We start from the raw sequence: 24,561 nt of genomic DNA, 5'->3' as shown, positions 1-24,561 counted from the left end.
GTCGCCACCCCTTTTCCATGCCGACCGAACCCGACATCGACGCGATCCTGAAAGCGCTCTCGAACCCCGTGCGCCGGGAAATCCTCGTCTGGCTGAAAACGCCCGACGTGCATTTCCCGGACCAGACGCTGCCGTACCACCACGGCGTATGCGCCGGGCAAATCGATGCGCGCTGCGGGCTGTCGCAGTCGACCGTCTCCGCGCATCTGGCAACGCTGCAGCGCGCGGGACTCGTGACATCGACACGGGTTGGCCAGTGGGCGTTCTTCCGGCGCAACGAGGCCGTCATCGACGCATTTCTCGACGCGCTGCGCCGGGAACTCTGACAACCCGGCCGAACCGGCCATGCGGGCACGCGCCGCGCACCACGCGGCAACGGTCCCGCCCTTTCGTGAAGAGGTTATCTGCCATGCCCACGCTGTTCGATCCCGTGACCCTCGGCGAACTGACGCTGCCGAACCGTATCGTGATGGCGCCGCTCACCCGCACCCGTGCGGGCGACGCGCGCGTGCCCAACGACCTGATGGCCCGCTACTACGCCGAACGCGCATCGGCCGGCCTGATCATCACCGAGGCGACCTCGGTCACGCCGCAGGGCGTCGGCTACGCGGGCACGCCCGGCATCTGGTCCGACGAGCAGGTCGAGGGCTGGAAGCGGGTCACGCAGGCCGTGCATGCCGCGGGCGGCCGCATCGTGCTGCAGCTGTGGCACGTCGGCCGGATCTCCGATCCGGTGTTCCTGAACGGCGACCTGCCGGTCGCGCCGAGCGCGATCGCCGCGGGCGGCCACGTGAGCCTCGTGCGTCCGCAACGCCCGTACGTGACGCCGCGCGCGCTCGAACTCGACGAGATTCCGGGCATCGTCGCCGCGTATCGCAAGGGCGCCGAGAACGCGAAGGCGGCGGGCTTCGACGGTGTCGAGATCCACGGCGCGAACGGCTACCTGCTCGACCAGTTCCTGCAGGACAGCACGAATCACCGGACCGACGCCTACGGCGGCCCGATCGAGAACCGCGCGCGCCTGCTGCTCGAAGTGGTCGACGCAGCGATCGACGTGTGGGGCGCCGGACGCGTCGGCGTGCACCTTGCCCCGCGCGGCGACGCCCATACGATGGGCGATTCCGACCCGGCCGCGACGTTCGGCTATGTCGCGCGCGAACTCGGCCGCCGCAAGATCGCGTTCATCTTCACGCGCGAATCGTATACGGGCGACCACTTGAGCCCGCGCCTGAAGGAAGCGTTCGGCGGCCCGCTGATCGCGAACGAGCAGTTCACGCTCGAGACCGCGCAGGCCGCGCTCGCGAGCGGCGATGCCGACGCGATCGCCTGGGGCAAGCTGTTCATCGCGAACCCGGACCTGCCGCGCCGCCTCGAACTCGGTGCGCAGCTCAACAAGCCGGTGCCGGAAACCTTCTACGCCGAAGGCGAAACGGGCTACACCGACTATCCTTCGCTCAGCGACGCGGCCTGAGCGTCGCCCTTCGCGTGTTCACGCGCGCACGTCCGCGCGCATGAACACGCGCTGTGTCTCGTCGAGGCCGCGCGCGACGTGATGCGCGCGGATCGCACGCAGCGTGTCGTCGAGCGCCGCGTCGTCGAGCGCGCGAAAGCCGAGCCGCGTGTAATACGGCGCATTCCACGGCACATCGCGAAACGTCGACAGCACGATCTGCGCGATCGCCTGTTGCGCCGCGCACGCCATCACCTGCCCGATCAGCCGGGCGCCGATTCGCCGCCCGGCGTGGGACGGCGCGACGTCCAGTTCCTCCAGATAGAGCCGCCGCGCATCGAGCAGCCGATAGAACGCGAAGCCGACGCACGTGTCCTGCATGTCCGTGTCGATCGCCACGTACGCGTGTCGCGCATCGATTCGCGCGAGCACGTCCGCTGCGTCGGTCGAGCCGCCATCCGCGATCCCGTGCATCCCGAGCGCGCGAAAGCGCTGCGCGGCGGCAATCTCGACGGCGGCCATCGCGGGCGCGTCTTCGCGGGTGGCGGGACGAATGCGGATCGAATCGGTCATCATGGCGGTACACGGTCTGGAACGCCCGTCACTATAATCGAACGTTCCGAATGCGTTCATCCCCGAGGTTCGCCATGTCGCTGTCCGCGCTTGCCGTCTTTGCCTTTGCACTGCTCGTCACCGCCGGTACGCCCGGCCCCAGCGTCGCCGCGCTCGTCGCGCGCGTGCTGACGAACGGCGTGCGCGACGTGCTGCCGTTTCTCGCCGCGATGTGGATCGGCGAGGCACTGTGGCTGACGCTCGCGGTCGCCGGGCTGTCCGCGTTCGCCCGCACGTTCGAAACGGGGCTGCTCGTGCTGAAGTTCGCCGGCGTCGCCTACCTGCTGTTTCTTGCGTGGAAGATGTGGAGCGCACCGACCGACGGCGGCGCGGACGACCTGCCGCGCGGACAGTCGCCGCTACGGATGTTCGTCGCCGGCACGCTGGTCACGCTCGGCAACCCGAAGATCATGCTGTTCTATCTCGCGCTGCTGCCGACGATCGTCGATCTGACGCACGTCGGCGTCGTCGCGTGGGCGGAACTGGTCGGCACGATGCTCGCGGTCCTGATCTTCGCCGACTGCTTCTGGTCGCTGCTGGCGATGCGCGCGCGGTCGTTCCTGACGTCCGCGCGTGCGAAACGGATCGCGAACCGCACGAGCGCGACCGCGATGGCCGGCGCGGCGGTCGCGATCGCGACGCGCTGACGCCCTTTCACATCCGCGGCGCGCACACGAGCGCGCGTCGCCATGCGCCCCGAGCGCACGCCCGCCGGGACGCGCGACGCGTTCAGCAGCCCGACGCGCGCGGCACGCGCTCCACCTCGAGCCCGAACCACGGCCGCAGGCGTGTGCCGATCACGTTGCCGGCAAACGCGGCGACGAGCCACAGCCAGCCGTGCAGGCTGCCCGACACGATCCCGCTGAAATACGCGCCGATATTGCAGCCGTACGCGAGCCGCGCGCCGTAGCCGAGCAGCAGACCACCGACGACGGCCGCCGCGAGCGAGCGCAGCGGCACGCGCCACACCGGCGCATAGCGTCCCGCGAGCGACGCGGCGAACATCGCGCCGATCACGATGCCGATGTCCATCATCGACGTCACGTCGCGCGTGATCGGCGCAGCGAGCGCGGCCGCGTTCGCTTTCGCGGTCCAGTACGGCCAGCTTGCGACGTCGATGCCCAGCGCCGCGGCAAGCTTCGCGCCCCACAGCGCGAACGCGGACGTGACGCCCCACGGCCGGCCGGACAGTGCGAGCGTCGCGAAGTTGAGCACCGCGAGCGCGACGGCGCCGCCGATCAGCGGCCACGGCCCGTAGAGCCAGCGCGCGGATGCATTGGCGCGCAGTTCGGGCGCGACGAGCCGCCCGTGGCGCCGCTTTTCGACGACGACGGTGAGCGCCGCAATCGCCGCGAACAGCAGCCAGCTGCCCGCGAGCGCCGGCAGCGCGCCGAACGACTTGACGACCGAGACCGGTGGCAGCGACGGCAGCGCCGTCCAGAACGGCATGTGCGCAGTTGCGATCACCGAGCCGGCGACGAACGCGGCGAGCGTGACGATCATCCGCGTCGAACCGCCGCCGACGGTATACAGCGTGCCCGATGCGCACCCGCCGCCGAGCTGCATCCCGATCCCGAACAGGAACGCGCCGACGACGACCGACGTCCCCGCGGGCGACACGAGCCCGGTCACGGGCTTGCCGAACAACGTGCCGGCCGCGAGCACCGGAAAGAACAGCGCGGTGCCGATCGCGAGCATCACCATCTGCGCGCGCAGGCCGGCGCCCCGACCGTCAGCGATGAACACGCGCCATGCGGACGTGAAGCCGAACGCCGCGTGATACAGCGTGACGCCGAGCAGCGCGCCGACGACGAACAGTGCGGCGATCCGCGCGTCAGCGACGCGCGCAAGGCAGGTTGCACCGACAACGATCGCGATCGCCGCGACCGCGAGCGATTTCGCATTGACGTCCGCGGGACGCGGCATGGACGATGCCAAATCCGACATGACTTCTCCCCTGTGAAGCGCTTGAATACGCAAAACCGCCATTTTCGCGCGTTTGCGCGCACTTCGCAGGGGGCCGGAACGACGCGCGACGCACGCGCAACCGCGCGTCGGCGATTCAGAAATTCATCCGGATCCCGCCCATCACCGCAAGCTGCCGGTTCGAATTGCTGTTCGCGAGCACCGGAATCTGCGCATAGTTCACCGCATTGCCGTTCGCGTCGGTGCCGAGCCCCGTTCCGCTCGCGATCTGGCCGATCGCGACCGCATACAGCGCGGTGCGCTTCGACAGGCTGTAGTTCGCGCCGAGGTTCACCTGATGGAAGCGCGTCGTGCCGCGCCCGTCGGTATGCGCGGCGTTAAAGACATACGCGACGCCGCCCTGCAGCGCCGGCGTGAACATATACGTGGCGTTCAGCTCGCCGATGTCGAACGTGAACGCCTGCGGGCGCGGCTGCGCGTCCGTCGAGAAATAGCGGCTGTCGTCGAGCCGCGTATGCGTATAGGTCAGCGCGAGCGTCGCCGCGCCGACCGTCAGCGAGCCGCCTGCGCCGAACGCGCGCATCGAGCGCGCCGCCTGCAGCAGACAGTACATCGCGCCCGGATTGCTGCACGCGAAATCGCCGATATAGCCGCTCGCGCCGCCGAGCGCCGCGTCGAGCGGCTGCCGCAGGTTCAGGTAGCCGACCGAGAGTGCCACGGGCGCGCGGTTGTACGTCGCGGCGAGCGCATAGCCGCGCTTCGCGGAGAAGTCGCCGGCCTGCCCGCCGAAGCTGAATGTGCCGCCGAACGTGAGGCCGTGGAAATCGGTGCTGGTGAATTTCACCGCGTTGTTGAAGTTGAACGCGGCGTTCAGGTTGTCGACGTCGCCGAGATGCGAGCCGTACGGCGTCGCCCAGTTGTTGCTCGACACATACGCGCCGAGCATGTCGGTGTACGAATCGTACTGCCGGCCGAGGCCGAGCGTACCGATCCCGTCCTGGCGCAGCCCGACCCACGCCTGCCGGCTGAACGCCGTGCCGCCCTGCAGCGCCTGCCCGTTCGCCGACAGGAACTGCTGCTCGAGCGTGAACACCGCGTCGAGCCCGCCGCCGAGCGGCTCGGCGCCCTGGAAGCCGAAACGCGACGGCACGAGGTTGCCGCCGCCCATCTGCCACGCATGGCCGCCGCCCGTGCTGCCGTCGGCGCGCGTGAACTGCTGGTTCGTCGAATAGATGATGCCGGTGTCCACGGTGCCGTACAGCGTCACGCTGCCCGAGGTCTGCGCATGCGCGTGCATGCAGCCCAGCGTCGCCGCCGCGGCCGCCACTCGTCGTCCGATTTTCATGTCCCGTCCTCTGTGGTCATCGATTCGCAGTGCAGATCGATGGTGTTGTCGATGTGGGTGACAGGACTCTATCCAGCGAAAATTCCGGCCTCTATCTCAAATCGGCAAACGGTGAAGCGCGCGGCGCGCGTGCGTCATTCGGGACGCAAGGTCTGCGAAGGCAGCTCGCCGAACAGGTCGCGATACTCGCGCGCGAAATAGCCGAGGTGCGTGAAGCCCCAGCTCGCGGCGGCTTCGCCGACGCCGAGCTGCTGCGCGGATGTCGTGCGCAGCAGGCGCCGCACCGCGTTCAGCCGGATCGTGCGCAGATAGCCGACCGGCGTGACGTCGGCGACGCGCTGGAAGCTCGTCTGCAGCGTGCGGCGGCTGCACCGCAGCGCGCGGCACAGTTCGAGCACGGTGACGGGTTCCTCGGGTCGGTCTCGCAGGTGCTTCTCGCAGCGGCTCACGATGTCGCTGTACGTCGCATGCGTGATGTCGCGGCGTTCGACGCCGATGCCCTGGTCGAGCGCGTCGAGGAACATGCCGAGCATCGCGTCGCGAAACATCTTGCGCGTGGCCGCGTATTCGAGGCAGCCCGGGTTGCGCTGCGCGTCGTCGATCAGCGACGACAGCCGCGCGCCGAGCGCGACGCCCTGCGTGTCCGACAGCCGCGTCACGTGCCGCAGCTTGCGTGCGCCGGCCGCGCCGAATTCGGCTTCGCACAGCTCGTCGACCATGTCCGACGCGGCGCTGATCCCGACCAGCCCCATCCCTTCCGGCGTATGGAACTCGAAATCCTCGCCGGCGCGCAGCGCGAGCAGTGCATAGCCGTCGACCGGCTGGCCCTGGAAGGTGCCCGCCAGCGGCACGGACAGCGGCACCGCGAGCGACGTGCGCCCGCGCGGCGCGAGGCCCGTCTGCGCGACGCGCCGGTTGGTCGTCTCGCGGAAGAAGTGGAAATCGTCGTACAGCACCTGCGTGACGGTGCCCTTGAAGCGGCCCGGCGTCATCTGGCGGTAGACCTGATGCCAGCCCGCGATCGCGAGCCCGTGGTCGTGCACGTCTTCGTGTGAGCGTGACTGGAACAACATCGGCGTCTCCGGTAAAACCCTGATCCCGTTCGCGGCCGCCGGATTCGCGCGGCACGCAACGCCACAGCTTAACCGCGCAAAATCCTGCGTAGTGCAGTTTCGAACGCGAGACAGGCAGCCGAGAGCGCGTCGGCCTGCTCGTCGATCAGGCGCACGTAGCGGCGAAACGACGGCATCCGGTTCACCACCTCGCTGCCGCCGAACGGCACGATGGCGAGCGTCCAGCGGCCGTCGCACGCGTCGATCGCGCAGTCGGCCAGGTGCAGCGGGCGCAGCGCGTCGGCCAGCGCAGCGTCCGCCAGCAGCGTCGCAACGGTCCGCTCGAATGCAGGGTCGCATCCAGGAGCGGCGACTGCCTGCACACCCGTGCGCCGCAACCAGCCGGTCTGCCGCACGCGCGCATGGCCGGACGCGGCCGGACCGTGCGCGGCAGTCGTCAGCTTCACGCTGACCGTATGCATCAGGAACTGGCGATCGACCTGCTCCGCGACACTGACGCGCACGCCGTTCGGCAGCCGGGCGCCTGCGCCGTCGGCGTCGCGCACGGCGCGCAGGTCGGCGAGCACGCGCGCGGCGATTGCGCCGGGGCGGTGGCCGGCCGGCGGCGGCGCGGGCACCGTGCGCCCGCGGGCAAGCACGGCCTTCATGATGCGACGTGTTCGTTGCGCAGCACTTCCTCGACCGGCACCGGCTTGAACGGATGCCGGCGCTGCACGACGACCGACCAGAACAGCGCATACAGCGCAGTGAGCCCGAGCATCGCGCCGAACGGCACGTAGATGTCGCGCGCATTCATGCCCGGCGGCGTGATGTACCAGATCGCGAGCACGATGCCGACGCTCGATACGATCTGCGGCAGCGGAAACAGCGGCGAACGGTACGGGCGCGGCAGGTCCGGCCGACGGATGCGCAGCATCACGACCGACGCGGTGACGAGCAGGTACGCGGTGCCCCACGCGCAGGTCGCGGCGAGCACCAGATGCAGAATGCTGTCGAGGTTGCCGTTGATCAGCCACGCGTGGAAGATCGGCACGACCGCCGCCGCGACGATGCCGACCACCGGCGTCTTGAAGCGCGGGTGCAGGTAGGCGAAGCAGCGCGGCAGCGCACCGTCGATCGCCATTCCGTACAGGATGCGCGGCAGCCCGGCCATCAGCGTATTGATCGTCGCGGCGCCCGCGCACAGGAACGCGACGCCGAACCAGATGCGTCCGAACGGGCCCAGCACCTGCAGCGCGAATGCCGGAATCGCGCCCGGCGTGTCGAGCAGATGCGTGAGGCCGTCGGCGCTCACCGGCACGTTCGCGACCTGGCGGCGGATCGCCGCGCCGTACAGGAACATGCAGACCGCGACGCCGACCAGGCCGAGCGCCATCGCGCGCGGAATCGTGCGGCCCGGCGCCTTCATCTCCGGCGCGAGCGGCGTGACGAATTCGCAGCCGACGAACATGAACATCGCCATCCCGACCAGCGACAGCACGGCGGGCACCGACGTGCCGACTTCCGAGCCGCCGAACCAGCCGTCGAGATGCACGGCCGGCGCGGCCGCGAGCCCGAGGATCGCGAAGATCATCAGCGACAGCCACATGCCGGCCGTCAGCACGATCTCGAGCTTGCTGAACACCTTGATGCCGATGATGTTGGTGATCGCGAACGTGACCACGAGGCCGACGCCGACCAGCCACGAGCTGTTGTGCTTCTCGAAGGCGGCATTCAGCGACTCGAAATTGACGAGCGCCATGATGCCGCTCAGGATCGTCTCCGCGGTGCCGGCGAACACGTGCACGAGGAAATACGCGGAAATCGTGCCGGTGATCGCCCAGAAGCGGCCGAGCCCGCACGACAGGTAATCGTAAACCGAGCCGGCCGTCGGCAGCATCGCGGCGGCTTCCGAGAAGGTGGTCGCCTGCGCCTGCATCATCACGAACGCGATGATCATCGCGACCGCGAATGCCCAGCCGCCCATCCCGAAGCCCGACGTCGCGGTGAGGATCACCGGACTGGCCATGATGAGGCCCACTGCACTGGCCAGCGCGGTCGGAAAACCGACCGCACCCGCCTTCAATACCGCGCCGCCGCCTGCCTCGGCCGGCGCATCGCCGGACGTGCCGCTCGCGGCGTTCGTCAATCCTGACGTTCCCGACATGCTTGTCTCCTGTATCGACCCGGGTCGGCGCGTCGGCGTCCGCCCGGGTCACTTGCACCGTTGTCGACCGGCAGGCGTGCTTCCACACGCGCGCCGGTTCCATGCAAAGCACTCTCGTTCGATGTCGAAAAATACGCAGGCAAAATAATCCGGTCATAGCGCAAATCGGCAAACCGGCGAGCGGCGGTCCTGCCGCCCGCGCGGTTCGCGTCGCGACCGGTCGCGCGTCACGCGAACGGCACGGCCTCGAAGCCGGCCGCCAGCGCGTCGACGATCCGGTCGAGCTGCTCGCGCTGGATCACGAGCGGCGGCGACAGGATGATCTTGGTGCCGACCGGGCGCACCAGCACGCCCTGCTCGCGTGCGACTTCCGCGACCGCGTTCGCGTAGCCGGACAGCGGGTCGATCGGCTCGCGCGTCGTCTTGTCCGCGACGAGATCGAGCGCGAGCATCAAGCCCTTGCCGCGCACCTCGCCGACCGCCGCGAAGCGCTCCGCGAACGGCTGCAGCGCTTCGAGCAGATACGCGCCCTGCTTCGCCGCGTTCGCCGGCAGGTCTTCCTTCACGACGATGTCGAGGCTCGCGATCGCGGCCGCGCACGCGACCGGGTGGCCTGCGTACGTATAGCCGTGCATGATTGCGCCGCCGAAGTCCGCGTTCTGCGCGAAGGCGTCCTCGATCCGCGCGTTCACGGCCGTCGCGCCGAGCGGCACATAGCCCGACGAGATGCCCTTCGCGAGACACATGATGTCCGGGCGCACACCCCAGCCGCGGCTGCCGAACAGGCTGCCGCTGCGGCCGAAGCCCGTCACGACCTCGTCGGCGATCAGCAGCACGCCGTAGCGGTCGCACACCTCGCGCACCAGCGGCCAGTAATTGGCCGGCGGCACGATCACGCCGCCCGCACCCTGGATCGGCTCGGCGATGAACGCGGCGACCGTGTCCGGGCTCTGGAACTGGATTTCGCGCTCGAGCAGTTCCGCGCAGATCCGGCCCAGTTCCTCCGGATCCTGCGTGAACGGATTGCGATAGAGCCACGGCGTCTCGACGTGGAAGCAGCCCGGCAGGTTCGGCTCGTAGTTGCGGCGGAACACCGTATTGCCGTTCACCGACGCACCGCCGAAATGCGTGCCGTGATAGCCCTGCTTCAACGAGATGAACTTGGTGCGGTCGGCCTGTCCGCGCACCTTCCAGTACTGGCGCGCGATCTTCAGCGCGGTCTCGATCGAATCGGAGCCGCCCGAGCTGTACAGCACGCGGCGCATTCCTTCCGGCTCGAGCATGTCGATCAGCAGCTTCGACAGTTCTTCCGCGCGCGGATGCGAGATGCCGTCGAACAGCTGGAAATATTCGAGCTCGTCGAGCTGGCGCACGATCGCGTCCTTCACTTCCTTGCGGTTGTGCCCGACGTTCACGTTCCACAGGCCCGCGACGCCGTCGACGAGTTGCTTGCCCTGTTCGTCGAACACGTAGCAGCCGTCGCCGCGCACGATGCGGATCGGCTTGCGGCGTTTCATTTCGTTCGGATGCAGCATCGGGTGCCAGAATTTCGCTTCGTTGTAGCTCATCGCAGTCTCCACTTTCGGATGGTCGGATCGGGTATCCGGATGTCGGGGGCGTGTCGCGCGTCAGTGCGCGATGCACACGGATTTGGTTTCGGTGAAGCCTTCGATCGCGTACTGGCCGAACTCGCGGCCGATGCCCGACTGCTTGTAGCCGCCGAACGGCATCGAAGGATCGAGCGGGATATGGCAGTTCACCCAGACGGTGCCGGCCTCGATCTGCGGGACCAGGTTCATCACGCGCTTCAGGTCGTTGCTCCAGATGCTCGCGGCGAGGCCGTACGGCGACGCATTCGCGAGGCGCACCGCGTCGGCCGCATCGTCGAACGGCAGCACGACGATCACCGGGCCGAACACCTCGTCGCGCACGATCGCGCTGTCCGGACGCGGATCGGCGATCACGGCCGGCTTCACGAAGTAGCCGGGCAGATCGTCGGCCGGCGTGCCGCCCGCGAGGAACGTCAGGCCGTCGCGACGCGCGCGTTCGATGTGCTGGACGACCTTGTCGCGGTGATGCGCGGATACGAGCGGGTTGATTTGCGCGCTCGGGTCGAGCCCCGCGCCGAGCTTCATCGACTGCGCGACGTCCGCGAGACCGTTGGCGAGCTGCGCGAACTTGCTGCGGTGCACGTAGATCCGCGACGCGGCCGCGCACACCTGACCCTGGTTGAAAAAGGCGCCGGCCGCGACGCCGTCGAGCGCCTGCGCGACGTCGACGTCGTCGAGCATCACGATCGGGTTCTTGCCGCCGAGTTCGAGCGAAAAGCGCGTCATGTTCTGCACGGCCGCCGTGCCGACCAGCTTGCCGGTCGCGGTCGAACCGGTAAACGAGATCTTCGAGATCGACGGATGGCTCGCGAGCGCGGCGCCGCAGACGCGGCCGCCGGTGACGACGTTGAACACGCCGGGAGGCACGCCCGCGTCGCGCGCGAGTTCGGCGAGACGCAGCGCGGTCAGCGGCGTTTCGGGCGACGGCTTCAGCACGATCGTGCAGCCGGCCGCGAGCGCCGGAATCAGCTTCCATACCGCGATCATCAGCGGGAAATTCCACGGCACGATCGCGGCGACCACGCCGACCGGCTCCTTGCGCGTATAGGCCGTGTAGCGGGTGCCAGGCGGGAACGGGATCGACACGTCGAGCGTCTGGCCCGTGATCTTGGTCGCCCAGCCGGCCATGTAGCGCGCGTACTCGACGCTCGCGCCCACCTCGATCGCGCGCGACACGTGGATCGACTTGCCCTGGTTCAGCGTTTCGAGCTGCGCGAGCGTTTCGGCGTCGCGCTCGATCAGGTCGGCGAGCTTCAGCAGGATGCGTTCGCGGTCGGCCGGCCGCAGGCCGCTCCAGACGCGTGCGTCGAATGCGCGCTTCGCGCTGGCGACCGCCTGCTCGACGTCGTGCTCGTCGGCGTCGGCGACGCTCGCGAGCCGCTCGCCCGTCGCCGGGTCATGGACGTCGAGCCGCGCAACCGCGTGCGCGGGCTGCATTTCACCGTCGATGAAGAGGCCGAAGTCGCGCGCGACGAAGGTGCGCACGGTGTCGCTGACGGCGACGAAGTTCGTGGTGCTCATGGGCGTCTCGATGTGTGTCGTGGCTGGACCGCGTGCATCGGAGCACGCGGGCGTCGCACCACTGTATCGAGCGCGCCGGGCGGCAGTTAGCGCAAATTGGCAGCGCGTAGGGCAACGGGACGGAGGACGGTTTTTGTCGTATGGTCGGATGATTCCGTGATTTGCGCCGGCGCGCGTGGTCCTTCGCGGCTTCGCCGCGCCGCGCATTCGTCCGACGTGAACGACGACCCGAACCGCGCCCGTCTAAAGAAACAACGCGCCGACCAGTTCGGTGCGATTCGACACGCCGAGCTTGCGATACATGCGCATCAGATGCGTCTTGATCGTCGGCTGGCCGAGCGCGAGATCGCGCGCGATCTCCTTGTTCGAGCGGCCGTCGCGCACGAGGCGGGCAATCTGCTCCTCGCGATAGGTCAGGCGCGCTTCGCATTCGATCCGGTGAATCCCGCGCCGCGCCCGCAGCAACGGGCCCAGCGCCGCTTCGGCGACCGGCTGCAGGCGCGCGAGCGCATCGATCTCGCCGGGCGCGAACCGCGCGCTCGCGCCGTCGCCGCCTCGCGCTGCAGCGCGCCCGTCGAAGCGCAGCAGCGAAAACGCGCCGACCGTTCGCCCGGCGTCGCGCAGCCAGATTTCGACGACATCGGCAACATCGTGTCGCCGCAGGAAGCGGGTCCAGTACGCGGACGCGTCGCGACGCTCGTCGGGCAGTTCGGAAGACAGCGTGACGACCGCGCGTTCGCCGGCCGCGCAGCGGGACGGATGCAGCGGGTCGAGCATCCGGTAACGCGCGACATAAGTGCGATGCATCGCTTCCGGCATTCCGAACAGCTCGAAATCGGCCGGCTCCCCGCTCGCGTCGAGCCGGTAGAACACGATCGCGGACGGGCTCGCGAACGCGTCGAACGCGTCCACGCACGCGCGCAGCGCGCGCCGCCAGTCGGCGGCCGCCTGGTCGGCGGGTTCGGATGAGGTCGGCATGGTCGGTGAGATCGGCTGGCGGACGGACGCGTCGAAGGTCGGGCCAGCCTACCGGCGCAGGACTGCGCCGGTGAGCACAAATCGGCAAATCGTTGCGGCGGGCAGCGCGGCGCACGGCCCGGACGGACCTCGGCGCACCGCCACCGCCCGCCGGCGCGCGTCAGCGCGCGTTCGCGGCAAACGTGTCGCAGGCGCTCAGTTCGCCCGACTCCATCCCGCGCCGCAGCCAGTACACGCGCTGGTCGCTGGTGCCGTGCGTGAAGCTTTCCGGCACGACATAGCCCTGCCCCTGCTGCTGCAGGCGATCGTCGCCGATCGCCGCGGCCGCCTTCAGGCCCTGCTCGAAGTCGCCCGGCTCGATCAGCCGCTGGTTCGCGCGCTGCGCGTTGTTCGCCCATACGCCCGCGAAACAGTCGGCCTGCAGTTCCATCCGCACCGACAGCGCGTTCGAGCGCGCCTGGCTCGCGTGCCGGCGCGCCGCGTCGACCTTGTCGGAGATGCCGAGCAGGTTCTGCACGTGGTGGCCGACCTCGTGCGCGATCACGTAGGCCTGCGCGAAATCGCCGCCGGCGCCGAAGCGCTTGCGCAGTTCGTCGTAGAAGCCGAGATCGATGTACACCTTGCGGTCGGCCGGACAGTAGAACGGGCCCATCGCGGTCTGCCCCGTGCCGCATGCGGTCGGCGTCGAGTTCGTGAACATCACGAGCTTCGGCGGTGCGTATTGCGCATGCAGCTGGGACGTGAAGATGCTCGTCCAGGTGCGCTCGATGTTGCCGAGCACCTTGCGCGTGAAGACCGCGCCGGAATCGGTTGCGGGTTCGCCCTGGCGCTGCGCGGGCGCCGGCTGCGCCTGCTGCTGCCGGCCCTGCAGCGCCGATGCGCCTTCGAGCACCACGCGCGGGTCGATCCCGAAGAAATACGACGCGGCCAGCGCGACCACGATCGTGCCGATGCCGATCGTCGCCCGACCGCCGCCGAAGCCGCCGGCGCCGCGGCGATCCTCGACGTTCACGCTTTCTCTTTCGTCGTCCAGCCTCATTGCCGGCCCCTCCCTGTTCTTGTCGATGGTCCGGCCGCGCCAGCGCGCGACCGGGCGATGGACCGTCGTACCGCCCGTCATCGGCGGATGCGAGGCCCGTGCATCGGGTGCTCGCCGGCCTGCCGCACCGCTTGCACGACGGCAGCGGCCGACCGCGGCGCCCACACCGGTGCGCGCGCCCGCCCGCGCTATTTTGCCGGGCTTTCGTGACTTGTCGCAAAAAAAGCGAGCATAGAGCGATTCGGCGCCGAACATCGTCAGCCTTTGCAAAATGCGCAGTGGCGGCCTTCATCCTTTCGGCTGATACCGGCGCCGGGCCGCCGCGCCTAAAGTGAGCGGAACCCCTTTATGCGGAGAACGGCATGACCCTTGCAGCCCCCCGTACGATCGCGATCACCGGCGCGGGCACCGGTATCGGCGCCGCATGCGCGCGCCGTTTTGCGCGTCGCGGCGACCGCGTCGTGCTGATCGGGCGCCGTCGCGCGCCGCTCGACGCGCTGGCGGCCGAGACGGGCGGCCTCGCGCTGGCGGGCGATGCCGCGAACACGGCGGACTGGGCCCGCTTCCTGCCGGCTGTCGCCGAGCGCTTCGGCCGCATCGATGCGCTGATCGCATGCGCAGGCGGCCACGGCCTCGGCCGCGCCGATGAAACCGACGACGCGCAGTGGCGCGACGCGATGCACGCGAACCTCGACACCGCGTTCGTCAGCGCGCGCGCCTGCGTGCCCGACCTGATCGCGCAGCGCGGCAGCATCGTGCTGGTCGCGTCGATTGCGGCGCTGGCGGCCGGCCCAGGCGTGTGCGGCTATACGGTCGGCAAGCATGCGCTGCTCGGGCTCGCGCGTTCGCTCGCGCGCGACTACGGGCCGCACGGCGTACGCGCGAATGTCGTCTGTCCGGGCTGGGTCCGCACGCCGATGGCCGACGCGGAAATGGCGCCGCTGATGGACCGCCACGGCGACACGCTCGACGGCGCGTACGCACGCGTGAGCGCCGACGTGCCGCTGCGCCGCGCGGCCGATCCGGACGAAATCGCGGCCGTCTGCGCGTTCCTCGCGTCGCCGGACGCGTCGTTCGTGACGGGGGCGACGCTGGTCGCCGACGGCGGCGCGATGGTCGTCGACGTGCCGACGCTGGCGTTCGACCGGCTCTGATACGGCCGGCAAGCGCCGCGCGCGACCGGCACGGCGCGCATGCGGACGGCCCCGACATGCGCCGCGCGGCGCGTTTCGCTTCGCCGCCGCTCGTGCGCGAACGTCGCCGCCCATCTTGTCCCGCAGCGAAAATCCATTAACATCGACCGGATTCCGCCGCCCGCGCGGCACTGCCTCACCGCTCGGAATTCGATGAACATCCGGTTTCTTGAAACCTTCGTCTGGCTCGCGAAGCTGGAAAACTTCCGGCTCACGGCCGAAAAGCTGCATACGACGCAAGCCGCCGTATCGAGCCGCATCGCATCGCTCGAAGAAGCGTTTGACGTGCGCCTGTTCGACCGCAACACGCGCTCGGCCACGCTCACGCCCGCGGGCCGGCGCATGCTCGCATATGCGGAACGGATCGTGCGGCTCGACGGCGAGATGCGCCGCGACATCGACGCGGCGAGCGACGCCGGCCTGATCCGGATCGGCGTGATCGAATCGATCGTGCACAGCTGGTTCCCGGCGCTGATGGCGCAGCTGCGCGAGCGCTATCCACGCCTCGACGTCGAGATCACGAGCGACACGACGCTGAACCTGATCCGCCTGCTCGGCACCGACAGCGTCGACCTGATCCTGCAGACCGACGCCGTGCCCGGCCCCGACGTCACGAACCTGCCGCTGTGCGAATTCCCGGTGCGCTGGGTCGCGAGCCCGCGCCTCGGGCTTGCCGGCGAACGGCTCGACGTCGCGCGCCTCGCCGAATTCCCGATCGTCAGCTTCTCGCGCCATTCGGGACCGCACGCGACGATCGAGCGCCTGTTCGCGGCCGTCGAACGGCCGGCCAGCATCAACTGCATCACGTCGGTCGCCGCGATGATCCGCCTCGTCGCCGACGGCTTCGGCGTGGCCGCGCTGCCGCCCGCGATCATCGGCCGCGAACTGCGGGAAGGCGCGCTCGAACTGCTCGACGTCGCGCCCGAATTCCCGACGCTGCCGCTCGTCGCGTCGTATCGCACGCAGGGCCAGCCGGTCGCCGCGCGCATCGCGGAACTCGCGAGCGAGATCGCGCGCGCGATGCCGGCTTCGTCGGACAACGCGACGACAGCCGCCAGGCCGCCCCGCGCCACCGCCGGCGCATCGTCCGAACGTGCACCGAAGGCGAAAGCCGCTGCAACCACCAAGCGCACAACCCGGCCAACCCCGCCCGCGGCTCCCGCCGGGCGCCGCACGCGCCGCTCATAAGAAAACCTGTTCACCGCGAATTTGTTTTCTTGTTGGACGTGTGCGGCACGTCTTCGGGAAACTGGGGTTCCTGACATCCCGTCACGAGGAACTCCAGCGATGACCCGCCTTTCCCTTCCGCACGGCCAGCTTTGCGTCTGGACGGATATCGATGCCGCGCACGAAGCGGACTTCAACGCGTGGTACGACCGCGAGCACATGCAGGAGCGCGTCGCGATTCCCGGCTTCACGCATGCGCGGCGGTTTCGCGCGACCGACGACGGCCCGCGCAAGTATCTCGCGCTGTACGTGACCGATACGCTCGACGTGTTCCATGGCGACGCGTACCGGCGCGCGTTCACCCAGCAGACCGCGTGGTCGCTCGCGAACTTCGAGCGGATGACGGGCACGCAGCGGCGCGTCGGCGAACTGACGATCGAAGCCGGCGACGGCGAAGGCGCTCAGCTCGCGCTGTTCGTGCTGCCGCCCGACCGGATCGACGTGCCGCGCCTGCGCGCGCGCTTCGACGCCGCGCTGCGCGAGCCGGGCATCCATGCCGCGCGCCTGTTCCGCACCGCACCCGAGTTGTCCGCGCCGATCGGCGCCGATGCGGCCGCGCGTGCCGCCGCCGACGCGCTGGTGCTGATCGAAGGCAGCGACGCCGTGGCCACGCGTCGGGTCGCGGCGTCGCTCGCCGGACACGACGACGTGCGCACCTTCGAGCTGCTGTGGCGCGCCGCCGCGCCGCTGCCGGCCGTGCGCGGCGACACCGAACCGAGCCGCGCCGCCGCCGCGCAGCCGGCCTGATCGCCGGCCTATCGTCCCGTCCGCCCCGTCATCCATCACGACATGCCCGACACCATGAGCACCCTCGCCCAGCCCGCCGCCCACGCGCCCCGACGCGTCCGCAACAGCCGACTCGCGACCGCGAGCATGATCGGCACGTCGCTCGAGTGGTACGACTTCACGATCTACAACACGCTCGCCGCGCTCGTCTTCAACCATCTGTTCTTTCCGTCCGTCGATCCGCTGGCCGGCACGATCCTCGCGTTCTCGACCTATGCGGTCGGCTACGTGTCGCGCCCGCTTGGCGGCTTCGTGTTCGGCAATCTCGGCGACCGCATCGGCCGGCGCGCGGTGCTGATGCTCACGCTCGTGCTGATGGGCGTGACGACCGCGCTGATGGGCGCGCTGCCGACCTATGCGACGGCCGGCATCCTGAGCCCGATCCTGCTCGTCGCGCTGCGCTTCGTGCAGGGCGTCGCGCTCGGCGGCGAATGGGCCGGCGCGGTGCTGCTGTCGGTCGAGCACGGCGACCAGAAGCGGCGCGGGCTGTCCGCGTCGTGGACGCAGGTCGGTCCGTCGTTCGGCACGCTGCTCGGCACCGGCTGCATCGCGCTCGTCACGCTGTCGACCACGTCGGAGAACTTCCTGTCGTGGGGCTGGCGCCTGCCGTTCGCGGCCAGCGCGCTGCTCGTCGTGTTCGGCTTCTGGCTGCGGCGCGGCGTCGACGAAACGCCGCAGTTCGAGCAGCTCGCCGAATCGCACGCGACCGCCGACGTGCCCGTCGCCGAAGTGCTGAAGTGCCACTGGCGACGCCTGCTGATCGCGGGCGGCGCACGGATCGGCTCGGACGTGCTGTATGCGCTGATCGTCGTGTTCACGCTGACCTACGTCACGACCGTGCTGCACCTGTCGCGCCCGCTCGCGCTGACGGCGGTCATGGTCGGCACGGCCTGCAATGCGCTCGCGGTGCCGTTGTTCGGCGCGTTGTCGGATCGCTTCGGGCGCCGCCCCGTGTACCTTGCGGGCGTGATCACGGGCATCGTGTGGGCATTCGCGTTCTTCGTGCTGCTCGATTCCGCGCATCCGGGCGCGATCGTCGCGGCCGTCGCGATCGGCCTCGTGATCCATGCGGCGATGTACGGCCCGCAAGGGGCGTTCGTCACCGAGCAGTTCCCGACGCGCGTGCGCTACGCGGGCTCGTCGCTCGCCTATACGCTCGCCGGCATCGTCGGCGGCGGCTTCGCGCCGCTCGTGATCGCCGCGCTGTTCCGGCAGACCGGCACGACCACGGCCGTGTCGCTCTATGTCACCGCGTCGCTCGTCGTGACCGCGATCGCGCTCGTCGTCGCACGCGAAACCGCGCATCGGCCGCTGGCGGATTGAGTGTCGCCGGCGGTCGATGATTTCCTTCGTACTTCAAACGGACAAACGAAACGCATGCAAGCCCTGTCGTTCAATGTGATTCCCCTGCACGGTGCGCCGGCCGCCGTCGACGTCGAGATCGAGCGCGTCGTCATCGCCGGCTGGGCCGGACGCGACCCGCACGCGATCCGCACGCATATCGACGAACTCGCGGCGCTCGGCGTCGCGCCGCCGTCGACCACGCCCTGCTTCTATCGCGTCGCGCCTGCGCTGCTCACGCAGGCGGCGTCGATCGGCGTGCTCGGCGCGCGATCGGGCGGCGAGATCGAATGCGTGCTGGTCGACAGCCCCGCCGGCACGCTCGTGACCGTCGGCTCCGACCACACCGATCGCGAAGTCGAAGCGTACGGCGTGGCCGTGTCGAAGCAGGTCTGCGCGAAGCCGCTCGGCCGCGACGCGTGGCGCTACGCGGACGTCGCCGCGCACTGGGATGCGATCGAGATGCGCGCGTGGCTGGTCTCGCGCGACGGCGAACGCGTCGCGTACCAGCACGGCGCGGTCAGCGGCCTGCTCGCGCCCGAAACGCTCTGGCAGCGCTTCGACGACCGCAGCGCATTGCCCGCGCGCTGCGCGATGTACGGCGGTACCGTCGCCGTGCATGGCGCGATCGCGGCGATGACGGACGGCGACGCGTTCGAGATGGAACTGCACGATCCGGTGCTCGGGCGCAGCCTGCGGCACCGGTATGCGGTCGAGGTGTTGCCGGTCGTGGCGTGACAGGCGGTCGCGCTCGCTGTCGCTCACCGCAGACACCCGAGCCCCGCCAGCGTCGCCTCGACCGCCGTATCGAGCGGCGTCAACGGCTCGCGGCCGAGCACCGCAGTCACGCGCGCATTGTCCATCCGGATCGGCACGCGCCACAGATAGCGCATCTCGAGCAATTCGCGCAGCGTCGCCACGAACGGCGACGCGGCCCACACGAGCCACCACGGAAAACGCCGCAGCACCGGGCGCAACCCGTGCCGCTGCGCGACGCGGCACACGGCCTGCGCCAGCTGCGTACCGTCCGCGTCCCAGTGCCCGCCGAGGTGGAAGCGCGCGAACGGCTCCAGCGTGTCGCGACGCTCGATCAGCGCGACCATCGCGCACGCGACGTCCGGCAGGTACGACCATTGATGACCGATGCCGCGCCGCCCCGGCAGGCTGACGGCCGAGAGCGGCCGCCCCGGCTTCACGAGCCCCAGCGAAAACCAGTTGTTGCCGGCCCGAGGCCCGAAGAAATCGCCCGCGCGCACCACGATCGTGCGCACGCCCTGCGCGCCCGCCGCCTGCAGCCGGCGCTCGAGCTCGACGCGAATCGCGCCCTTGCGGGTCCTGGGATGCTGCGGCGCATCCTCGCGCAGCACCGGGAACGCGTCGGCGCCGTAGTTGTAGACCGTCCCCGGCAGCACGACGGTCGCCTGCGCGGCCGCCGCCGCCGCGATCGTGTTGTCGATCATCGGCAGCACCAGCGTCGGCCAGTTCCGGTATCTCGGCGGGTTCACCGCGTGCACGATCACGCTGCAACCGCGCGCGGCCCGCACGACCGCGTCGCGGTCCAGCGCGTCGCCGCGCAGCCACGCGATGCCGTCGCGCTCGACGGCATCGGCATCGAGCCCCCGCTTCAGCGCGCGCACCTGCCAGCCCGCGTCGCGCAGCTGCCGCGCGACCTCGCCACCAATCCCGCCGCTCGCGCCGAGCACCAGCGCCTGCCGTTTCGTTCCCGCTGCGTCCGTCATCATTGCCGCTCTCCTCGAATGAACCGTCGTGATACGCATTCTGGATCGCGGGCGGCTAACAAGGAATTGCCGAGCCTGGACGATCGGCTATACATTTATGCATGACCTCCGACCTGAACTGGGAGCGCTACCGGACCTTCCTCGCCGTGTTGACGGAAGGCTCGCTGTCCAGCGCGGCGCGCGCACTCGGCATCACGCAGCCGACGGCCGGCCGCCATATCGCCGCGCTCGAAGCCGCATTCGGCCAGACGCTGTTCACGCGCTCGCCGTCGGGCTTGCTGCCGACCGAGGCGGCCGTCGCGCTGCGCGGCCATGCCGAGGCGCTGCGCAGCGCGGCGGCCGCGTTCGAGCGCGCGGCCGCGAGCCATGGCGCGGGCGTGCGCGGCGTGGTGCGCCTGTCGGCGAGCGACGTGATCGCCGTCGAAGTGCTGCCGCCGGTACTGACGCAGCTGCGCCGCGACCATCCGGGGCTCGTCGTCGAGCTGGTGCCGACCGACCGCATCCAGGACGTGCTCAACCGTGAGGCCGACATCGCGGTGCGCATGGCGCCGCCCGCGCAGGACGCACTCGTCGCGCGCCGCGTCGGCGGGATCGAAGTGGGCTTGTTCGCGCGCGACGATTACCTCGCGCGGCACGGCATGCCGGCGACGATCGACGCGCTCGCGCAACACGCGCTGATCGGCTTCGATACGGTCACGCCGTTCATCCGCGCAGCGACGCGCATGCTGCCGGCGTGGAAGCGCGACGCATTCGCGCTGCGCACCGACAGCAATCTCGCGCAACTGGCGATGATCCGCGCCGGCTACGGCATCGGCTTTTGCCAGACCGGGCTCGCGGCACGCGATGTGCGCCTCGTGCGCGTGTTGCCGGACGCGCTGGCGACGGTGCTGGAAACCTGGGTCGTCATGCACGAGGACCTGCGCACGAGCCCGCGCTGCCGCGTCGTGTTCGATGCGCTCGTGGAAGGATTGCGCGCGTATATCGACGGCGCGGCCGAGCCGGGCAACCGCAGTGCGGCTACGCCCGACGCACGCGCCGGCGACGAACCGGTATAAGCCGTACGAGCCGGTTCGAACCGTTCGTCGTCGCGCGCCGGCCCGCCTTCGGTCACATCAGCAATTGCCGCGACAGCACCTCGCGCGCCTGCGCGACGGTTTCACGCTCGCCCGGCATCGGCGGCGTCAACGAAAATACCGCGTCGGGCAGCGCCGGCAGCCGGTATTTCGCGCCGAGCCGCACGAGCCCGTCGCCGATCGCCGACGCGCACAGACAGCCGACGCCGAGCCCCGCCGCGAGCATCGACTGCAGCCCCGCGACGCCCGACGCGCTGTGCACGAGCACATACGGGACGCGCTGCTCGTCGAGCGAGCGCACCGCGATCTGATGCATCATGCAGTCGTCCGGCAGCAGCACGAGCGGCAGCGGCTCCGGCAACAGCTCGGCCATCGCGGGCGACGCGACCCACGACAGCGGCTCGCGCCGCAGCACCCAGCGCGCGTCGCCCGACGCCGGCCGGAACGGCCCGCTCGACAGGTTCATCACGACGCCGAGATCGATCTGCCCTTTCGCATGCGCGGCCTCGATGTCCGCGCTCTTCATCGCGCTGACGTGCAGGCTCAACTGCGGATAGCACTCGCGCAGCCGCGCCAGCATGCCCGCGACTTCGTGCGTCCGGTAGTAGTCGGTGATCGCGACGCGCAGCTCGCCCTTGATCGCCTGCCCGCGCACTTCGTCGAACGCCGCCTCGTTCAGCGCGACGATGCGCCGCGCGTGCTGCAGCAGCCGCGAGCCGGCCGGCGTCGGCTCGACGCCGCGCTTGCTGCGCACGAACAGCGGCACGCCCGCCCGCATCTCGAGCTTGCGCACCTGCTCGCTGACCGTCGACTGCGACAGGTGCAGCAGCGGCGCGGCCGCCGTCAGGCTGCCCGCGTCCGCGACCGCCGCGAAAGTCCGCAACTGATCCAGGTCGAAACCGCGCATCGGCGCCCTCCATCCATCGAATAACCCGATGGATGCTACCACTATTTCCCGCTTTTCCGAATCATGAGCGGTACCCAGAATAACGGTTCCACTACGCAGCCGTGGTAGGAGCGGCATGTCCCGCGCCGCCGCGGCCGGCATGCCGCCCTCATTTCTCCGGAACTGCATCCATGACGGACAACCTCCTCGCCCCCCGCGCGCCGGCCCGCCCGGCGGCCCCGGCAGCGCCGCGCAGCCATCACGGCTGGGCGCTCGTCGTCCTGCTCGTCGGCGCGATTCTGCCGCCGCTCGACTACTTCATTGTGAATCTCGCGCTGCCGGCCATTCGCGACGGCATCGGCGCGCGCCCGGCCGAGCTTCAGCTCGTCGTGTCGGCGTATGCGTGTGCCAACGCGGTCGTGCAGATCACCGGCGGCCGGCTCGGCGACCTGTACGGCCGCAAACGCATGTTCATGATCGGGATGGCCGGCTTCGTCGTCGCATCGACGCTGTGCGGGCTGGCCGGCAGCGGCGCGGTGCTGGTCGGCGGCCGCGTGCTGCAGGGCCTGTTCGCCGCGATCCTCGCGCCGCAGGTGCTCGCGACGATCCGCAGCGTCTTCAGTCCGCAGGAACAAGTGCGCGTGATGGGCTTCTACGGCTTCGTGTTCGGCCTCGCCGCCGTGATCGGCCAGCTCGGCGGCGGCGCGCTGATCGAGCTGCATCCGTTCGGGCTTGGCTGGCGCGCGATCTTTCTCGTCAATCTGCCGATCGGCGTGCTGGCGCTGCTCGGCAGCTGGCGCTTCATCCCGGAAAGCCGGCCGCCGCGCGGCCAGCGCATCGACGTGCCGGGCACCGTGCTGCTGTCGCTGTTCCTGCTGATGCTCGTCTATCCGCTCACGCACGGGCGCGACGCGGGCTGGCCGCTGTGGATGGTCGCCTGCGGGGTCGGCGCGCTGCCGATGCTCGGCGCGCTGCTGACGGTCGAGGCGCGCCGGCTCGCCGGCGGCCGCGACCCGCTGCTCGACGTGCGCCTGTTTCGCAATCCGGTGGTCGCGACCGGCCTCGGGCTCGCATTTCTGTTCTATATGCTGAGCGCGTTTTTCCTGAGCTACGGGATCTATCTGCAGGGCTGCCTGAACTGGTCGCCGCTCGCATCGGGCATCGCGATCCTGCCGCTCGGGCTCGGCTTCCTGTCGAGCCCGCTGCTGATGCCGCGCCTGGTCGGCCGGTTCGGCGCGTATCGCGTGCTGACGCTCGGCTTCGCGATGCTCGCGGCCGGCGTCGCGAGCGCCGCCGTGCTCGCGGGCGAGCACGCGCCTGACGCCGGCTTCTACGCGGGAATCGCGGCGATCGGCATCGGCCAGGGTCTCGTGCTGCCGTCGGTCGTGCGCATCGTGCTCGCCGAGGTCGATGCGCCGCGCGCGGGCGTCGCGTCCGGGATGGTCACGGCCGCGCTGCAGATCGGCGCGGCCGTCGGCGCGGCGACGCTCGGCGGCCTGTTCTTCGCGCGGCTCGGCGCGCACCCGGCCGCGGTCGACTACGTACAGGGATTCAGGACGTCGATGTTCGCGCTGACGGCGATCCTGCTCGCGTGCGTCGCGCTGTCGGCCGCGCTCGGACCGATGCACCGGCGCCTGCATGCGGTCGCATAACGGGCCGCTTCACCGCCGGGCGGCGGTTCACTTGTGCGGCTTGCGCGGCGCGTGCCGCGCCTCCCATTCGGCCAGCTCGACCCGATAGCGCGCCAGCGCTTCATCGTACAGATCGAAGATGCATGGCGAGCAGCCGCTGTTGCAGCAGTCTTCCAGCGCGGGTTCCGGAGGCGGGACAGGACGCGGATCGTCGACCGACGATTCCGGGGAGGCAGGCTTGGGCACGGCTCGAACCACATGACAGGGTGACGGGAAGCCTCCAGTATAAGGGGAGTCAGCGATGCACGCCGGCGGCGCACGCCTGCGGACGCACCGAATCGAACGCGCGCGCCTCCTTCATCAGCGAACGACAGGAATCCCGTCATGGCACAGGCAACGAATCCACCGACAGTCTGGGCGCCGTTCGGCGCATTCTCGATGGCGACGATCCAGGGCGATGGCCGGATCGTCCATCTGAAAGGCCAGCTTGCGCTCGGCCGGGACGGACGCGCCGTCGGCCCCGGCGACATGCGCGCGCAGGTAAAACAGACGCTCGAAAACATTCGCGACGTGCTGGCCGCGATGGGCGGGCAAATGCAGGACGTAATCTCGCTCGTCCACTACGCGACCGATATCGACGCGTTCATGCAGGCCGGCGACATTCGCGCGACATTCTTTGCTGAACCTTATCCGGTCACGACGACTGTCCAGGTCGAACGCCTGTATCGCAGCGACCTGATGATCGAGATCGCCGCGATCGCGGAAATTCCGCGTGCACGCTTCCGGATGCCCTCGCCTTGCGCTTGAATCGTCAATGCGGCGACTTTCCGCGTATTGGCCGGCGCGTTGATTCGCGGATTGCGCGTTCGCGGGATGGATTCTCTAAAGCGGGCGATGAATGGCGACGCGCATCGCGAATTGGCGATGCCGAAGCGCCTTTTCCGCCGCTGCCGAAAAGCAGGCCGGTACTTTGCCGTCCAGATCA

At 69.7% G+C, this 24,561-nt stretch carries 24 protein-coding genes; 11 read left to right on the top strand and 13 right to left on the bottom strand.

Annotation, left to right across the window (positions count from 1 at the left end):
• The first annotated feature begins 17 nt into the window (after positions 1–17).
• Together WS57_RS04410 and WS57_RS04405 are read left to right on the top strand one after the other, a co-directional pair.
• Positions 18–326 carry an ArsR/SmtB family transcription factor gene (locus tag WS57_RS04410; protein ID WP_040131365.1) on the top strand — a complete coding sequence of 103 codons (309 nt, stop codon included), beginning with the start codon at positions 18–20 and terminating at the stop codon, positions 324–326.
• A gap of 83 nt (positions 327–409) precedes the next feature.
• Entirely contained in the window at positions 410–1,471 is a 1,062-nt protein-coding gene (locus tag WS57_RS04405; RefSeq protein WP_009688780.1) for an alkene reductase, read from the top strand.
• Between the two features lie 18 nt (positions 1,472–1,489).
• On the opposite strand, the gene WS57_RS04400 is transcribed toward WS57_RS04405, so the two are convergent.
• Entirely contained in the window at positions 1,490–2,023 is a 534-nt protein-coding gene (locus WS57_RS04400) for a GNAT family N-acetyltransferase (protein ID WP_069244337.1), read from the bottom strand.
• 74 nt (positions 2,024–2,097) lie between these two features.
• On the opposite strand from WS57_RS04400, the gene WS57_RS04395 reads away from it, so the two are divergent.
• Positions 2,098–2,709, top strand: a complete 612-nt coding sequence (locus WS57_RS04395) for a LysE family translocator (protein WP_009688778.1) — start codon at positions 2,098–2,100, stop codon at positions 2,707–2,709.
• 82 nt (positions 2,710–2,791) lie between these two features.
• On the opposite strand, the gene WS57_RS04390 is transcribed toward WS57_RS04395, so the two are convergent.
• The 9 genes from WS57_RS04390 to WS57_RS04350 all read right to left on the bottom strand — a co-directional run bounded on the left by WS57_RS04390 (position 2,792) and on the right by WS57_RS04350 (position 13,700).
• On the bottom strand, positions 2,792–4,009 hold the full coding sequence (locus WS57_RS04390) for a YeeE/YedE family protein (RefSeq protein ID WP_069243791.1): 1,218 nt from the start codon (positions 4,007–4,009) through the stop codon (positions 2,792–2,794).
• Between the two features lie 115 nt (positions 4,010–4,124).
• Entirely contained in the window at positions 4,125–5,333 is a 1,209-nt protein-coding gene (locus WS57_RS04385) for a porin (protein WP_059512564.1), read from the bottom strand.
• Positions 5,334–5,467: 134 nt separating this feature from the next.
• A complete protein-coding gene (locus WS57_RS04380; protein WP_040131359.1) occupies positions 5,468–6,406 on the bottom strand; it encodes a helix-turn-helix domain-containing protein in 939 nt (312 codons plus the stop codon).
• Positions 6,407–6,474: 68 nt separating this feature from the next.
• Positions 6,475–7,053, bottom strand: a complete 579-nt coding sequence (locus tag WS57_RS04375; protein WP_059601288.1) for a DUF3156 family protein — start codon at positions 7,051–7,053, stop codon at positions 6,475–6,477.
• Entirely contained in the window at positions 7,050–8,552 is a 1,503-nt protein-coding gene (locus WS57_RS04370; RefSeq protein ID WP_059601286.1) for an APC family permease, read from the bottom strand. Before WS57_RS04370 ends, WS57_RS04375 begins: the two co-directional genes overlap by 4 nt.
• 227 nt (positions 8,553–8,779) lie before the next feature.
• Complete coding sequence (locus tag WS57_RS04365; protein WP_009693243.1) at positions 8,780–10,120, bottom strand: aspartate aminotransferase family protein; 1,341 nt, start codon at positions 10,118–10,120, stop codon at positions 8,780–8,782.
• Between the two features lie 60 nt (positions 10,121–10,180).
• A complete protein-coding gene (locus WS57_RS04360; protein WP_059512560.1) occupies positions 10,181–11,683 on the bottom strand; it encodes an aldehyde dehydrogenase family protein in 1,503 nt (500 codons plus the stop codon).
• 243 nt (positions 11,684–11,926) lie between these two features.
• On the bottom strand, positions 11,927–12,661 hold the full coding sequence (locus WS57_RS04355; RefSeq protein ID WP_059479895.1) for a helix-turn-helix transcriptional regulator: 735 nt from the start codon (positions 12,659–12,661) through the stop codon (positions 11,927–11,929).
• Positions 12,662–12,821: 160 nt separating this feature from the next.
• Positions 12,822–13,700 (bottom strand): neutral zinc metallopeptidase, encoded by an 879-nt coding sequence (locus tag WS57_RS04350; RefSeq protein ID WP_040131334.1) that lies wholly within the window; start codon positions 13,698–13,700, stop codon positions 12,822–12,824.
• A 362-nt stretch (positions 13,701–14,062) separates the two neighbouring features.
• Between WS57_RS04350 and WS57_RS04345 the strand changes: the two genes are divergently transcribed.
• From WS57_RS04345 to WS57_RS04325, 5 genes are all read left to right on the top strand, one after another.
• Entirely contained in the window at positions 14,063–14,854 is a 792-nt protein-coding gene (locus tag WS57_RS04345; RefSeq protein ID WP_069243790.1) for an SDR family NAD(P)-dependent oxidoreductase, read from the top strand.
• 192 nt (positions 14,855–15,046) lie between these two features.
• Positions 15,047–16,081 carry a LysR family transcriptional regulator gene (locus WS57_RS04340; RefSeq protein ID WP_059512553.1) on the top strand — a complete coding sequence of 345 codons (1,035 nt, stop codon included), beginning with the start codon at positions 15,047–15,049 and terminating at the stop codon, positions 16,079–16,081.
• Between the two features lie 99 nt (positions 16,082–16,180).
• Positions 16,181–16,867: a DUF4286 family protein gene (locus tag WS57_RS04335; RefSeq protein WP_059601284.1), complete on the top strand. Its 687-nt coding sequence runs from the start codon at positions 16,181–16,183 to the stop codon at positions 16,865–16,867.
• 42 nt (positions 16,868–16,909) lie between these two features.
• Positions 16,910–18,229: an MFS transporter gene (locus tag WS57_RS04330; protein ID WP_059601282.1), complete on the top strand. Its 1,320-nt coding sequence runs from the start codon at positions 16,910–16,912 to the stop codon at positions 18,227–18,229.
• Between the two features lie 54 nt (positions 18,230–18,283).
• Complete coding sequence (locus WS57_RS04325) at positions 18,284–18,985, top strand: DUF2848 domain-containing protein (protein WP_059601280.1); 702 nt, start codon at positions 18,284–18,286, stop codon at positions 18,983–18,985.
• 23 nt (positions 18,986–19,008) lie between these two features.
• On the opposite strand, the gene WS57_RS04320 is transcribed toward WS57_RS04325, so the two are convergent.
• Positions 19,009–19,989: an NAD-dependent epimerase/dehydratase family protein gene (locus WS57_RS04320; RefSeq protein WP_069243789.1), complete on the bottom strand. Its 981-nt coding sequence runs from the start codon at positions 19,987–19,989 to the stop codon at positions 19,009–19,011.
• A gap of 98 nt (positions 19,990–20,087) precedes the next feature.
• On the opposite strand from WS57_RS04320, the gene WS57_RS04315 reads away from it, so the two are divergent.
• On the top strand, positions 20,088–21,041 hold the full coding sequence (locus tag WS57_RS04315; protein WP_059512543.1) for a LysR family transcriptional regulator: 954 nt from the start codon (positions 20,088–20,090) through the stop codon (positions 21,039–21,041).
• Positions 21,042–21,093: 52 nt separating this feature from the next.
• Here WS57_RS04315 and WS57_RS04310 read toward each other — a convergent pair whose 3' ends face one another.
• Positions 21,094–21,966 (bottom strand): LysR family transcriptional regulator, encoded by an 873-nt coding sequence (locus WS57_RS04310; RefSeq protein ID WP_040131321.1) that lies wholly within the window; start codon positions 21,964–21,966, stop codon positions 21,094–21,096.
• Positions 21,967–22,136: 170 nt separating this feature from the next.
• On the opposite strand from WS57_RS04310, the gene WS57_RS04305 reads away from it, so the two are divergent.
• Entirely contained in the window at positions 22,137–23,597 is a 1,461-nt protein-coding gene (locus tag WS57_RS04305) for an MFS transporter (protein ID WP_059512541.1), read from the top strand.
• A 27-nt stretch (positions 23,598–23,624) separates the two neighbouring features.
• Here WS57_RS04305 and WS57_RS04300 read toward each other — a convergent pair whose 3' ends face one another.
• Complete coding sequence (locus WS57_RS04300; RefSeq protein ID WP_009687532.1) at positions 23,625–23,822, bottom strand: oxidoreductase-like domain-containing protein; 198 nt, start codon at positions 23,820–23,822, stop codon at positions 23,625–23,627.
• A 138-nt stretch (positions 23,823–23,960) separates the two neighbouring features.
• Here WS57_RS04300 and WS57_RS04295 point away from each other — a divergent pair, with 138 nt between their 5' ends.
• Entirely contained in the window at positions 23,961–24,383 is a 423-nt protein-coding gene (locus WS57_RS04295; RefSeq protein WP_009687531.1) for a RidA family protein, read from the top strand.
• Positions 24,384–24,561: the final 178 nt, after the last annotated feature.

Source organism: Burkholderia pseudomultivorans, from assembly GCF_001718415.1.
GTDB lineage: Bacteria > Pseudomonadota > Gammaproteobacteria > Burkholderiales > Burkholderiaceae > Burkholderia > Burkholderia pseudomultivorans_A.
Note: the sequence above shows the minus strand (reverse complement) of the source record. Positions and strands in the feature narration are given on the sequence as shown.

Coding starts and splice junctions, on each gene's coding strand:
- WS57_RS04345 (WP_069243790.1), top strand. CDS start 14,063: ATGACCCTTGCAGCCCCCCGTACGATCGCGATCACCGGCGCGGGCACC.
- WS57_RS04400 (WP_069244337.1), bottom strand. CDS start 2,023: ATGACCGATTCGATCCGCATTCGTCCCGCCACCCGCGAAGACGCGCCC.
- WS57_RS04360 (WP_059512560.1), bottom strand. CDS start 11,683: ATGAGCACCACGAACTTCGTCGCCGTCAGCGACACCGTGCGCACCTTC.
- WS57_RS04375 (WP_059601288.1), bottom strand. CDS start 7,053: ATGAAGGCCGTGCTTGCCCGCGGGCGCACGGTGCCCGCGCCGCCGCCG.
- WS57_RS04405 (WP_009688780.1), top strand. CDS start 410: ATGCCCACGCTGTTCGATCCCGTGACCCTCGGCGAACTGACGCTGCCG.
- WS57_RS04410 (WP_040131365.1), top strand. CDS start 18: ATGCCGACCGAACCCGACATCGACGCGATCCTGAAAGCGCTCTCGAAC.
- WS57_RS04390 (WP_069243791.1), bottom strand. CDS start 4,009: ATGTCGGATTTGGCATCGTCCATGCCGCGTCCCGCGGACGTCAATGCG.
- WS57_RS04320 (WP_069243789.1), bottom strand. CDS start 19,989: ATGATGACGGACGCAGCGGGAACGAAACGGCAGGCGCTGGTGCTCGGC.
- WS57_RS04310 (WP_040131321.1), bottom strand. CDS start 21,966: ATGCGCGGTTTCGACCTGGATCAGTTGCGGACTTTCGCGGCGGTCGCG.
- WS57_RS04350 (WP_040131334.1), bottom strand. CDS start 13,700: ATGAGGCTGGACGACGAAAGAGAAAGCGTGAACGTCGAGGATCGCCGC.
- WS57_RS04330 (WP_059601282.1), top strand. CDS start 16,910: ATGCCCGACACCATGAGCACCCTCGCCCAGCCCGCCGCCCACGCGCCC.
- WS57_RS04365 (WP_009693243.1), bottom strand. CDS start 10,120: ATGAGCTACAACGAAGCGAAATTCTGGCACCCGATGCTGCATCCGAAC.
- WS57_RS04315 (WP_059512543.1), top strand. CDS start 20,088: ATGACCTCCGACCTGAACTGGGAGCGCTACCGGACCTTCCTCGCCGTG.
- WS57_RS04325 (WP_059601280.1), top strand. CDS start 18,284: ATGCAAGCCCTGTCGTTCAATGTGATTCCCCTGCACGGTGCGCCGGCC.
- WS57_RS04355 (WP_059479895.1), bottom strand. CDS start 12,661: ATGCCGACCTCATCCGAACCCGCCGACCAGGCGGCCGCCGACTGGCGG.
- WS57_RS04340 (WP_059512553.1), top strand. CDS start 15,047: ATGAACATCCGGTTTCTTGAAACCTTCGTCTGGCTCGCGAAGCTGGAA.
- WS57_RS04395 (WP_009688778.1), top strand. CDS start 2,098: ATGTCGCTGTCCGCGCTTGCCGTCTTTGCCTTTGCACTGCTCGTCACC.
- WS57_RS04370 (WP_059601286.1), bottom strand. CDS start 8,552: ATGTCGGGAACGTCAGGATTGACGAACGCCGCGAGCGGCACGTCCGGC.
- WS57_RS04335 (WP_059601284.1), top strand. CDS start 16,181: ATGACCCGCCTTTCCCTTCCGCACGGCCAGCTTTGCGTCTGGACGGAT.
- WS57_RS04380 (WP_040131359.1), bottom strand. CDS start 6,406: ATGTTGTTCCAGTCACGCTCACACGAAGACGTGCACGACCACGGGCTC.
- WS57_RS04295 (WP_009687531.1), top strand. CDS start 23,961: ATGGCACAGGCAACGAATCCACCGACAGTCTGGGCGCCGTTCGGCGCA.
- WS57_RS04305 (WP_059512541.1), top strand. CDS start 22,137: ATGACGGACAACCTCCTCGCCCCCCGCGCGCCGGCCCGCCCGGCGGCC.
- WS57_RS04385 (WP_059512564.1), bottom strand. CDS start 5,333: ATGAAAATCGGACGACGAGTGGCGGCCGCGGCGGCGACGCTGGGCTGC.